This window comes from Bartonella sp. OD88NMGDW (assembly GCF_042193775.1).
GTDB lineage: Bacteria > Pseudomonadota > Alphaproteobacteria > Rhizobiales > Rhizobiaceae > Bartonella > Bartonella grahamii.
Map to the genome: position 1 here is coordinate 1 of NZ_JBHIMA010000018.1, position 8,115 is coordinate 8,115.

Annotated in this window: 13 protein-coding genes and 1 pseudogene; 6 read left to right on the top strand and 8 right to left on the bottom strand. The window is 37.7% G+C overall.

Annotation, left to right across the window (positions count from 1 at the left end):
• The 8 genes and pseudogenes from ACFIJR_RS08335 to ACFIJR_RS08370 all read right to left on the bottom strand — a co-directional run.
• Positions 1-77 (bottom strand): annotated as a pseudogene (locus ACFIJR_RS08335) (exonuclease); the annotation flags it as partial.
• 1 nt (position 78) lies between these two features.
• Entirely contained in the window at positions 79-906 is an 828-nt protein-coding gene (locus ACFIJR_RS08340) for a recombinase RecT (RefSeq protein WP_375653985.1), read from the bottom strand.
• Positions 907-979: 73 nt separating this feature from the next.
• Positions 980-1,549, bottom strand: a complete 570-nt coding sequence (locus tag ACFIJR_RS08345) for a hypothetical protein (protein ID WP_375627387.1) — start codon at positions 1,547-1,549, stop codon at positions 980-982.
• A gap of 5 nt (positions 1,550-1,554) precedes the next feature.
• Positions 1,555-2,016 (bottom strand): hypothetical protein, encoded by a 462-nt coding sequence (locus ACFIJR_RS08350; RefSeq protein ID WP_375653986.1) that lies wholly within the window; start codon positions 2,014-2,016, stop codon positions 1,555-1,557.
• Between the two features lie 8 nt (positions 2,017-2,024).
• Entirely contained in the window at positions 2,025-2,576 is a 552-nt protein-coding gene (locus ACFIJR_RS08355; protein WP_375653987.1) for a hypothetical protein, read from the bottom strand.
• 3 nt (positions 2,577-2,579) lie between these two features.
• Complete coding sequence (locus ACFIJR_RS08360) at positions 2,580-3,194, bottom strand: hypothetical protein (RefSeq protein ID WP_375649367.1); 615 nt, start codon at positions 3,192-3,194, stop codon at positions 2,580-2,582.
• Between the two features lie 113 nt (positions 3,195-3,307).
• Entirely contained in the window at positions 3,308-3,688 is a 381-nt protein-coding gene (locus ACFIJR_RS08365) for a hypothetical protein (RefSeq protein ID WP_375621921.1), read from the bottom strand.
• A 221-nt stretch (positions 3,689-3,909) separates the two neighbouring features.
• Positions 3,910-4,242: a helix-turn-helix domain-containing protein gene (locus ACFIJR_RS08370; RefSeq protein WP_012755091.1), complete on the bottom strand. Its 333-nt coding sequence runs from the start codon at positions 4,240-4,242 to the stop codon at positions 3,910-3,912.
• A 112-nt stretch (positions 4,243-4,354) separates the two neighbouring features.
• On the opposite strand from ACFIJR_RS08370, the gene ACFIJR_RS08375 reads away from it, so the two are divergent.
• The 6 genes from ACFIJR_RS08375 to ACFIJR_RS08400 form a co-directional block, all read left to right on the top strand.
• Positions 4,355-4,633, top strand: coding sequence for a hypothetical protein (locus tag ACFIJR_RS08375; RefSeq protein WP_375653989.1), 279 nt, complete (start codon positions 4,355-4,357; stop codon positions 4,631-4,633).
• 676 nt (positions 4,634-5,309) lie between these two features.
• Positions 5,310-5,645 (top strand): dATP/dGTP diphosphohydrolase domain-containing protein, encoded by a 336-nt coding sequence (locus ACFIJR_RS08380; RefSeq protein WP_375653995.1) that lies wholly within the window; start codon positions 5,310-5,312, stop codon positions 5,643-5,645.
• Between the two features lie 11 nt (positions 5,646-5,656).
• Positions 5,657-6,583: a hypothetical protein gene (locus ACFIJR_RS08385; protein ID WP_375653990.1), complete on the top strand. Its 927-nt coding sequence runs from the start codon at positions 5,657-5,659 to the stop codon at positions 6,581-6,583.
• Positions 6,584-6,593: 10 nt separating this feature from the next.
• Positions 6,594-6,788, top strand: coding sequence for a hypothetical protein (locus ACFIJR_RS08390; protein WP_375652214.1), 195 nt, complete (start codon positions 6,594-6,596; stop codon positions 6,786-6,788).
• 44 nt (positions 6,789-6,832) lie between these two features.
• Positions 6,833-7,306 carry a crossover junction endodeoxyribonuclease RuvC gene (locus ACFIJR_RS08395; protein WP_375653992.1) on the top strand — a complete coding sequence of 158 codons (474 nt, stop codon included), beginning with the start codon at positions 6,833-6,835 and terminating at the stop codon, positions 7,304-7,306.
• On the top strand, positions 7,296-8,115 hold an 820-nt coding region (locus ACFIJR_RS08400; protein ID WP_375653993.1), incomplete at its 3' end, for a DUF1376 domain-containing protein. The genes ACFIJR_RS08395 and ACFIJR_RS08400, both read left to right, overlap by 11 nt.

Consider the following 8,115-nt stretch of genomic DNA (forward strand, 5'->3'; position numbering starts at 1 on the left):
CTGAGTACGCTGTAAATGTTTGATGCGGTGACTTTACCCAAGCGCGCTTGAAACCATTCTGCTGTTCTTTGTTCCATATCACACCGCCGTTCTTTGTTCTTGTGATACATATTCTATATCTTGGACGTGAATATATTCGGCATCTTGTATAGGCGCCTCTATTTGCTTTTGTTGTAGGAAAGCTTGTTCTTTTTCATGCTGTCTCTTTTGCAAAATATCCAAAATCCTTTGTGCTACTTCATCAGGAAGATCTTCAAGTCTGTCGACTTGTGCATACTCAAGCACTTTTTCTTCTTCTGTTTGAGTGATGTTTATTAATTGTTTGATTTGCGTAAGCACATCATAAGAAACTAACTTCGTTTGTACGTTATGGTTTGCTTCATTGATACGTTTTGCTTCATCTTCTTCATAAATACCGGAAAGCCCGAAAGCATAGCGAGCACATTGTATAGTAGCTTTATGGCGCAACATGCGTGCTGGATATTTTTGCCATGCTTCACTTTTTTCTTGTTCGCATTCTTTGCGATATTCGATGACTTCGATAGGGTCTTTAATTCCTTTGAGACGAATAGCACATTTGATAGCAATGAGCTTCCCATCCTTATCGAGTTGATCTTGAAAGGTCATGCCATCAAAGTCAGGATTTGATTTGATGATCTTTATCCAACCGTCGATAGAAACAACGGGTATGATGCCGCCGCCTTTTTTAGGGAGTGCATAGATTTCTTTTGTTAAAGGGTTAAGTCCATAAGTATTGGCAACAAAAAGAAAAACGGCAAATTCTGCATCAGTGATGACACTAGCATTTTTATATCCAATACAAGTTTTTATGATTGTTTCTCGAAATTCTTCAGCAGAAAATCCATATTTTCTTGCCATTTCTGTTAAAAAAGTGGAATTTGTCATCTTGATTTCCTACATTGCGCGCAATTCCCCCGTGGCGTGAATCACGCTTGTGTTTAAAAATGTTGTTTGGTTGTTAGAAACGGCTTATGTAGCTTATATCGCTTGCTGAATAGTCACTTTCGTAGATGATTGAATTGCGTCCACGAATTTCAAGATTACCAGAAATATTTACATTATCTAAAATATATACTCCATCTAGAATTTTCATATTTCCGGAAATGTGTGCTTTATCACTTATATAAGCATCTCCATAGACACGGGCATTGCCATAAACATGGCCCAAAACTCGAGCCTCACCATAAATTTGTGCATTGCCGTAAATTTGCGCATCATATTCAACATATGCTTCACCGCAAACTTTTGCATTTTCATAAACACGCGCCCTGCCTGTAATTTCTGCGCGTTCAAATACTTGTGCATTGCCGAAAATCTTAGCGTCACCACAAACCATAGCTTTATGCCAAACCCAACAATCGCCTTCATGCGATAGGTTGTCTTCTTTTTGTATATAGCCACCTAAGTAACCTTTTTTAATATTTCTAAAATCTCTTAATGCACGTATGCGATAAAGTTTTTTACTTTTATCGGTTCTTGCATCATAAAATTCTTTTATTTCATCAGTCAGTTCGTATTTCTTTTCCATGATTACTATTTCTCACGTTCTTCGATTATGGTGGAGCCACTAATTTTACAATTTCCAGCAATGTTTACACGACAGCAAATATATGCTTGATTGTAAATTTTAGCATTTCCGTAAACGTGTACACTTTTCCCTATAACAGAATTCCCATAAATCCGCGCATAGTCAAAAACCTTGGCATTATCTCCAACATAAGCACCACCAACTTCGGCATAATCAGAAACTTGTGCATTGCCATAAACGCATGCATTCCCATAAACCCGCGCATCATCATAAACTTTGGCATCACCGTAAACGTGTGCATTGCCAAAAATCCAACAGTCTCTCTTATGGCTTAAGTTGCTCTCTTTTTCTATAAAACCGCCTAGGTCACCTTTTTTGACATATCCAAAGTCTCTTAATGCTCTAATTCGGTGAAGAGTTCTTCCATCAAACACAATTGTTTCATCAGTAAGTTCGTATTTTTTCATCTGTTTTGTTACCTAGTTGAGATTCTTTTATCGCCATCAATCCAGTCGTCCCAACATACACATGCTTCACCGTAAATTTTTGCATGACCGTAAACATGCGCATCACCGGAAACTTCTGCATTGCCGTAAACACGCGCCCTATCATAAATGTATGCCTTTTCGTAAACTTGTGCATTGCCATAAACTTCTGCATTATCAAAAACGTGCGGTTCACCGCAAATATATGCATCACCGTAAACTTCTGCATCACCGTAAATGCATGGTTCATCGCAAACTTCTGCTTTGCCATAAATACGAGAATTGTTGTAAACATGTGCATAACCGTAAACTTGTGCATTTTCGTAAACCAAGGCATCACCAAAAACCTTGGCATAACCATAGACTTTTGCATCATCACCTACCCAACAATCACCTTCATGACTTAGGTTGTCTTCTTTCTCGATATAGCCTCCTAAATCACCTTTCTCGACGTTTCCAAAGTCTCGTAATGCGCGAATGCGGTGGAGAGTTTTGCCCCCAACTTCGATTGTTTCATCAGTAAATTCGTATTTTTTTTCCATGGTTTATTGCCTCTGGCCAGTTGTGATGATTTCATCATTGATGATCTCTGCGTTTCCATGAATAAATACATAACCACAGATTTGGGCATTTCCCCCAACTTTTGCTCTGATGGAAATCAATGAACCGTCATAAATTTTAGCATTTCCATAAATTTTAGCTTTTCCACTAATAAATGCACCACCGGAAACTTGTGCATTCTCGTAGATTTGTGCACTGGCAAAAACACGAGCATGTCCAAAAATCTTCGCATTGCCAAAAATATTAGTTTCTCCGGTAACAGATGCACTACCAAAAACACATGCATTTTCGTAAATATCAGCAATGTGATGAATATAAGCATCACCAAAAACCTTGGCATTGTCATAAACTCTTGCATGACCATCCACACGAGCGTTTTCATAAACATGGGCATCACCAAAAATCTTGGCACAACCATAGACTTTTGCATCATCACCTACCCAACAATCACCTTCATGACTTAGGTTGTCTTCTTTCTCGATATAGCCGCCTAAATCACCAGCTTTAACATCAGCAAAGTCTCTCAGTGCACGAATGCGGTGAAGTGTTCTGCAATCAAACTCAATTGTTTCATCAGTAAGTTCATATTTTTTTTCCATTATTTTACTCCTTTAAGTTAGACTCTGCCTTTGTCGTTCTTGCAAAAGAACGGCATTGCATTGTGGGGTGAATTTTTTGAAAAGGTGGCGTCTTTTAAAAACGCCTTTAGCTTTTAAAGCACATCACAAGGACGCAAACGGTGTTGTTTTTCGTAAGAACCATACATTGCATCATCATATTCGCGCTGTTTTATATCATCTAAAAAAAAACCGTATGCTGTGCTGTGTAGAATAAAATCGTGAGGAATGTTTCCGTTGAAACACTGCTCTTCACATTCTTTAAGATAGAATTCGGCAATATCTTCAGAGATATCTTCGCAACGATTAGTCGTTGGTTCAATACGCAAAATTTGGACAGCATTATCGGCTTGGTCGATAAATTTGATCATGTCACTTTCTTCTAAGAAAGGACCAGATTTAGCGAGATTTTGCTCTTCATTTTCGCACATCACTAAGAGAATTTCATCAGAATTTATAAACACTGGTTTATTCACAAATGCCTCCATACTGCCTATTGGCAAAAGTTATTTTCTAAGATATGGAGTGAATATATGTAAAAAGTGCAAGTGTCAACATAAAAATGTAAAAAGTGCATATTTATGTTAGGTATGTTTTTTTAAAAAATGCACTATCCACAATTTATGGAGATACAATATGCAAGTAACGGAACAAGATTATAATCTTCTAAAAGGGTTTTCTCAGAAGGAAAAGGAAACTATTTCTTATTTTTTGATTGCCTTAAAAACTCAATATACAAAATCACATCTCTCTTGTTTTCTTCAGAAAGATCACGATAAAAATTCATAAATTCTTGATCAACATCATTGAAGAAATTTGGGGGGGGTTCATTAAAAAACTCTGCTATTTTAACTAATTCTCCAATACTTATGCTTCTTGATTTTCCATTTTTGTAAGGATTAATCATTCTACTTATAGTGGATTGATGGATTCCCAAGTGAGCGGCTAATTCTATTTGAGCACCGTGTCCGCGCTCGTTTAATTTCTTTTCTAGCCATTGTCGGATACTTTTTTCAATATTGCTACTCATAATCTAAATATTATCCCTAAAAATACGTAAAATGCAAAAATGAGAAAAGTGCATTTTTTATTGACATATGTAAAAAGTGCAATTATTTATTGCGCTGTTATGGAGATTACATATGGCTTCGAGATTAATTATAAAATATTTAGGTGGTTTCAAAACTGTAGCAACCATAGTGCAAAGAGATGTGTCATCTGTTTATAGATGGCGTGACATGCCAGCAAAACACCAGCAAAAAATTTTAGATTACGCACGTGATCATGGGATAGATTTGCGTCCAGAAGATTTTTTTTATCCCGAGCGCTTGCAGAGATTAATGCAAGAGCAACACCCCCCATTGTCGAAAATTAGCAAGAGCTGCGGTGTTGATCACACCGGAGAAACTTTACAGCATTAAGGAGACAAAGATGGCTGTAGAAAAGAAATATGAGTTCACACGCCAAGGAGTAACGCTTTATCCTGATAAGAATAATTCACATGGTATTGTAATGCTTCGTCGCATACGGGCACTGAGAGACTTTGGAAGAGTCAAGAAAGGTGATCTTGGTGGTTTTATAGAACATGAAGGTAACCTATCACATGAGGGTGATTGTTGGGTAGCTGGTTCGGATAGATCTTTTAATAATGGGTATGTTTTTGGCAATGCTCGTGTTTTTGGAGATGCCCGTGTTGGTGGCATGGCACGTGTTTTTGGGCATGCACAAGTATACGGTTGTGCAGATGTTTCTAATTGTGTGTATGTTTATAATTATGCAAAGATTTACGGTAATGCGGAGGTTTATGGTAGTGATACCCGTGTTTATGGTAAGGCGCAAATTTATGAGAATGCTTCAGTAAAAGGCAAAGCAGAAGTTTACGGCAATTCTCGCATTTATGGGGATGCTAAGGTTTACAACAAAGCACGTGTCTACGGTCAAGCCAAGGTTTTTGGTAATGCCGAAGTTTTCAATCAATCTAAAGTTTATGACAATGCGTTAGTTCACGGGCATGCCAAGATTAGAGAGAATGCCAAGATTTACGGCAATGCCGATGTTTGTGACTATGAAGATTTTCGCGATAACGACGAAGTTTACATGCGTAAACACGTTTTATATAGCACAAACGAAGCGCATAAGAATGATGATGGTAAGCCTCGTATAGAGCTTATACCGCCGTTGGCACTGATTGAAATCGGCAAAGTTTTAGAGTTTGGGGCAAAGAAGTACGGAGCAAACAATTGGCGTAATGGCATGCACTGGAGCAGGTTTCACGGTGCTGCTTTACGTCATTTATTAGCATGGTTTGGTGGAGAGCATAAGGATGCTGAGAGTGATTTATCACACTTGGCACATGCGGCTTGTTGCATTCTTTTTTTAATGGAATGCGAAGCACAACAGATTGGTCATGATGACCGCCCTCATAAAAATTAAAGGAGATAAAGATGAGTTCGAATGAAATTTTATGGATAGCAGTGGTTTCAGTTTTGCTCTTAAGCGGAGTGATGTTTCGTATTGCATTGCATTATCGCAACCAAGTTAAAGCACTTAAAGAGCAGGTTCAAGATATTAAGAAAAAAATGAAAGAGAATGAGTTTAGGTATTTAATGGAAAGCAAGCAAACAATTGATGAATGTGATGCAGATCTTGAAGAACGTGACAAGGAAATTAAACAACTGAAGCAAGAGATTGAAGAACGTGACGAGGAAATTAAACAACTGAAGCAAGAGATTGAAGAACGCGACGAGGAAATTAAACAACTGAAACAAAAGACTGAAGAGCATGAAAAGGCGTTCAGAAATGTAAGTGAAGTTGTAATGACACTCGAAGCAGATGTTCAATTACGCGACGAGGAAATTAAAGAATTGAAGCAAGAGATTAAAGAACGCGACGAGAAAATTGAAGAATTGAAACAAAAGATAGAAGAACATGACGACGAGGAAATGGAAGAACTGAAGCAAGAGATTAAAGAACGTGAGGAGGAAATTAAAGAACTCGAAGCAGATGTTCAATTACGCGACGAGGAAATTAAAGAATTGAAGCAAGAGATTGAAGAACGCGACGAGGAAATTGAAAAACTTAAACAAAAGATAGATGCGTACCGAGAAGAGTTTAAACGGAACAGTGAAACGATAGAGCTACTAACAGTACATGTTCAATCATGTGATGCGGAAATTAAAGAATTGAAGCAAAAGATAGATGCGTACCGAGAAGACTTTAAACGGAAAAGTGAAAAGATACAGGCACTAAAAGCAGATGTTCAATCACGCGACGAGGAAGTTGAAAGACTAACACAAGAGCTTAAACAGCGTGATGAAGCAGTAAAAGCGCCGCCTCATAAGAATAAGAAGAGTAAGAAGAAGGGTAAGTGAGGAGATAGAGATGGGCTTAATTGCGCTTATTATATCTTGTTATGCAGCTTATACTGCTTTTAAAACCACAAAAAGGCTTAGACAAGAGATAAATGAAAAAGGCGAAATAATACACGAGCAAGCAAAGCTCATTGAAAAATTATCTTTTTCTAACGTTTCTTATTGTGTGAATTGCAGTAAAATTGTGTGCAGAGAAGTCGTTTAAGCACCATTCTAAGAAAAAACCATCATTAAATGTAAGTGATTTAGATGCTTCATACAATCCTTTGTTTTGATCTAGGTACGCGGACTGGGTGGGCGATACGTGGTGCAAGTGGTGACATGTTCAGTGGTACCGTGAATTTTCAATCGCGCCGTTTTGAAGGCGGTGGAATGCGTTACTTGCGCTTTAAGCAATGGCTATCAGAAATAAAGCAGACAGCAGGTCAAATTGACGTGGTGTATTTTGAAGAGGTGAGGCGTCATAAAGGTACAGATGCAGCGCATGTTTACGGAGGTTTGTTAGCAACGTTAACGGCGTGGTGTGAACAGCATCAGATACCGTATGAGGGTATACCAGTAAGTACGATTAAGAAAGCGACGACAGGCAAGGGGAATGCGTCGAAAGAAGAGATGATTAAGGCGGTGCGTGCAAAAGGGCACAATCCGAAAGATGATAACGAAGCAGATGCTTTAGCAATTTTATATTTAGTTAAAGAAAGGGAATTGGGGTATGTCCATTAAATTACCATGGACGAGGCTTTTTGCAGACAAGTGGGCAATAGTTGTTGATTATTTGCCTGCTGTAGAGGGCAATATCTATATGCGATTACGGTTACGTATGTTGCATACTGGTGAACCTCTTTTTTATAATATTAAAGTTTTATCTAATTACACGGGTTATTCAGTGAAGAAGTTTGAAGCGGCACTGAATGTTTTGCTTGAAGAAGGATATTTCATTCGTTTAGCAGATGGTCGCTTGTGGAATTTAGATGTTGAAGAAGAGCTTACTAACTCTCATGAGAGTTTAGAAAAGGTATCAAAAGCATCACGATCAAAGAGATTATCGGAGAGAGCAAAGAAAGCAGCGCAGGCAAGATGGGATAAACATACAACTTATACTTGTGATGCTTGTGATGATGCTCAAGTTACTGAAAATACTGATAAAAACGATGCTAAAGCAATGCTTAATGATGCTAAAACGATGCTTAATGATGCTAAGCATGCTAAGCATGATGCTAAAGCGATGCTTAATGATGCCTATATATATAACAATAACATTAACAATAACATTAACAATAAAAATAAAACTATTATTTTATCAAAAAGAGAAATTGATTTTGAAAATTTAGAAACAAACGATTTGGTTGAAAAGGCAATCGAGTGTGATGTTGAAAGCCAATCAGAACAAATCAAAACGATAGAAACCAAACAACCAATCATTCACGAGCAAAATATCAATCTTTCAAACGAAGCTAACAACCGATGGCAAATTAACGAAGCGATGATTGCGAAATTGCCTTCACGAAAAGTTAAAAAGGTTGGAAAAAAAC

Bases quoted from the DNA above. Each gene is read 5' to 3' on its own strand.
- ACFIJR_RS08385 (WP_375653990.1), top strand. From the start codon at position 5,657: ATGAGTTCGAATGAAATTTTATGGATAGCAGTGGTTTCAGTTTTGCTC.
- ACFIJR_RS08340 (WP_375653985.1), bottom strand. From the start codon at position 906: ATGACAAATTCCACTTTTTTAACAGAAATGGCAAGAAAATATGGATTT.
- ACFIJR_RS08380 (WP_375653995.1), top strand. From the start codon at position 5,310: ATGCGTAAACACGTTTTATATAGCACAAACGAAGCGCATAAGAATGAT.
- ACFIJR_RS08345 (WP_375627387.1), bottom strand. From the start codon at position 1,549: ATGGAAAAGAAATACGAACTGACTGATGAAATAAAAGAATTTTATGAT.
- ACFIJR_RS08395 (WP_375653992.1), top strand. From the start codon at position 6,833: ATGCTTCATACAATCCTTTGTTTTGATCTAGGTACGCGGACTGGGTGG.
- ACFIJR_RS08350 (WP_375653986.1), bottom strand. From the start codon at position 2,016: ATGAAAAAATACGAACTTACTGATGAAACAATTGTGTTTGATGGAAGA.
- ACFIJR_RS08370 (WP_012755091.1), bottom strand. From the start codon at position 4,242: ATGAGTAGCAATATTGAAAAAAGTATCCGACAATGGCTAGAAAAGAAA.
- ACFIJR_RS08355 (WP_375653987.1), bottom strand. From the start codon at position 2,576: ATGGAAAAAAAATACGAATTTACTGATGAAACAATCGAAGTTGGGGGC.
- ACFIJR_RS08375 (WP_375653989.1), top strand. From the start codon at position 4,355: ATGGCTTCGAGATTAATTATAAAATATTTAGGTGGTTTCAAAACTGTA.
- ACFIJR_RS08390 (WP_375652214.1), top strand. From the start codon at position 6,594: ATGGGCTTAATTGCGCTTATTATATCTTGTTATGCAGCTTATACTGCT.
- ACFIJR_RS08360 (WP_375649367.1), bottom strand. From the start codon at position 3,194: ATGGAAAAAAAATATGAACTTACTGATGAAACAATTGAGTTTGATTGC.